Source organism: Streptomyces sp. NPDC006450, assembly GCF_040612195.1.
Lineage (GTDB): Bacteria > Actinomycetota > Actinomycetes > Streptomycetales > Streptomycetaceae > Streptomyces.
This window is the reverse complement of the sequence record NZ_JBEXPT010000260.1, coordinates 1-2240: the sequence shown is the minus strand read 5'-3', so window position 1 is coordinate 2240 and position 2240 is coordinate 1. Positions and strand designations below refer to the sequence as shown.

At 76.6% G+C, this 2240-nt stretch carries 3 protein-coding genes and 1 pseudogene; all 4 read right to left on the bottom strand.

All coding sequences use genetic code 11. The features are described 5' to 3' along the window. Positions 1 to 203 (bottom strand): annotated as a pseudogene (locus tag ABZY57_RS32670) (pilus assembly protein TadE); the annotation flags it as partial. After that, a complete protein-coding gene (locus ABZY57_RS32665) occupies positions 190 to 381 on the bottom strand; it encodes a DUF4244 domain-containing protein (protein WP_356518164.1) in 192 nt (63 codons plus the stop codon). The gene ABZY57_RS32665 and the pseudogene ABZY57_RS32670, both read right to left, overlap by 14 nt. 223 nt (positions 382 to 604) lie before the next feature. Next, positions 605 to 1381: a type II secretion system F family protein gene (locus ABZY57_RS32660; protein WP_356518162.1), complete on the bottom strand. Its 777-nt coding sequence runs from the start codon at positions 1379 to 1381 to the stop codon at positions 605 to 607. Continuing rightward, a partial coding sequence (locus ABZY57_RS32655) for a hypothetical protein (protein WP_356518160.1) occupies positions 1381 to 2240 on the bottom strand: 860 nt, incomplete at its 5' end. The genes ABZY57_RS32655 and ABZY57_RS32660, both read right to left, overlap by 1 nt.

The window sequence follows — 2240 nt, the reverse complement described above, 5'->3', positions numbered from 1 at the left end:
CCGGCTTCGTCGCGTACGCCACCACCGGCTGACGCAAGCATGTCCGGCGACCTGTGGCGGGTCAGCGTCTCTGCCCCCGCTCCGGGCCCGGCCGAGTTGCCGGTCCGCCTCACCGCCCACACCAGCAGTGCCGCGAACAGCACCAGCGCCGGAATCACCAGGGCCGCCTCCGCCGTCACATATCCGCGGTCAGAACGGCGCATCGAGTGCCTTCCCGATGGTCGACTGAAGTGCCGTCGAGACCACTTCACTCGTCACCACCTTGTACAGAACGGCCGCGAACGCACACGCCGCGATCGTGCCCATGGCGTATTCCGACGTGGACATTCCCGCGTCGCCCCCACGACCCCTCAGTCCCGTCGGCCTCACCAGCCCCGACATTGCCGCCCGCACGCGAATCCAGATGATCGACATGACAACCTCCCGTTGATCCAGCTTTTTGACGTGATCTCAGATCTCAGATGTCGGATGGTCATTTCAGTTGGCCAATTCAGTCGGCCATTCGGACGGATCTTCAGGTGCCCCTTCAGGTAGTCCTTCAGTTGGCCCTCAGCTGGCCTCAGTGGGCTGCAGAAGGCCCACCGGGGGCTCTTCAGATGGCCGCTCACGTGCCGGAGAGGAGGCCGGAGGCCATCCCGATCACCACCGGCGCCACTCCCAGTGCGAGGAAGGCGGGGAGGAAGCACAGGCCCACCGGCGCGGTGACGAGGACCGCCGCCCGCTGCGCCCGGGCCCCCGCCAGGCGCGCGCGGTCCGCCCGGAGCGTGGAGGCGAGCCGGGACACCGGTTCCGCGGCGGGCGCCCCCGTACGCGCGGAGCGCTCCAGGCATTCGGCCAGGGCGCGTGCTCCCGGTATCTCCGCCAACCTCCCCCACGCGGCGCCCGGTTCGCCGCCGAGCCGCAGCTCCGCCCCGGCCATCGCCAGCCTTTCGCCCACCGGGCCGCCCAGCGACTCCCCCACCGCCTCGGCGGCGTCCACCGGCCCGGCTCCGGCCGCCAGGCACGCGGCCAACAGGTCCGCGGCGAAGGGAAGCTGGCGCTCCGCCTCCCCGGGGTCCACCCCCGAGGCCGGCCGGCGCCGCGCGAGCCACCTGCGGACCGCGAAGGCCGCCGCGCAGCCGGCCGCCGCGCCCGCGAGCCCGCCGATCAGCAGCCAGGCCGCCGCCAGTGCTCCGGTCGGCCCGGCCCAGGCCGTCACCGCCGCCCGCAGCCGGGGCCCGACCATCGGCCGCCTGCGCGCCGTCTCCACCGCGAGCAGCCCGGTGAGGCGGCGCCGGGCCGCCCGCTCCCGGATGCGCGCCGCCACCGCCGACGCCGCCCACAGCGCCGCCGCCGCGAGGCACAGGGCCATCCCCAGCCTGTGGATCGCGAAGCCGTCCATCACCGCTCCCCCACCCGTACGATCCGCCGGCACCACAGCAGCCCCAGCGCCTCCAGCACCGAGCCCGCCAGCAGGCAGCCCCACCCCACCGGCGTGTGCAGGAGCACCCGCAGCGGATCGGCCCCCAGCCCGGTGCCGATCAGCAGACCGACCCCCGGGAGCAGGGCGAGCACGGCCGTCGTCGATCTCGCTCCCGTGAGCTGGGCGCGCAGTGATTCCTCCCGGTCCCGCTCTGCCCGCAGGGCCCCTTCCAGCCGGTCCAGTCCGGCGGCCAGCCCCGCGCCGCCGTCCACCGAGACCCGCCAGCAGGCCGCCATCGCGGCCAGCCCGTCCGCGCCGGGCTCCCGTGCCGCCTGCCGCAGTGCCGTGGCCACGTCCCCGCCGAAGGCAGCGGCCGCCAGGACCCCGGCCTCCGCGGCTCCCGGCCCGCCGGGGCCGGACACCGTCCGGCGCATGGCCTCGGTCAGCGCCCGGCCGGGCTGCGCACCCGCGCGCAGCTCGCCCACCACCGCCCCGCACAAAGCCACCACTTCGACGGCCCGCGCCGTCCGGGCACGGGCCCGCTCCCTGGCCCGCAGCCACCGGCGCACGAGCGGTACCGCCGCTCCGCCCGCGAGCAGCGGGATCACGGAACCGCCCAGCAGCGCGAGCGCCAGCCCGGCCCCGAGGCCGGCCCACTCCCGGCTGCGCGCGGCCCGGACCCGGACTCCCGCCGCCAGCCGCTCCCAGGGCGCGGGTCCGGCCGGTACCGGTGGCCCCGCGCCGGCCAGGACCGCCCTGGCCCGCCGGGGCACCCGGTCGGCGCCGGCCAGCGCCCAGGCGGCCGCGCCCGCGCCCCGCACCCCCGCGGACACCGGGA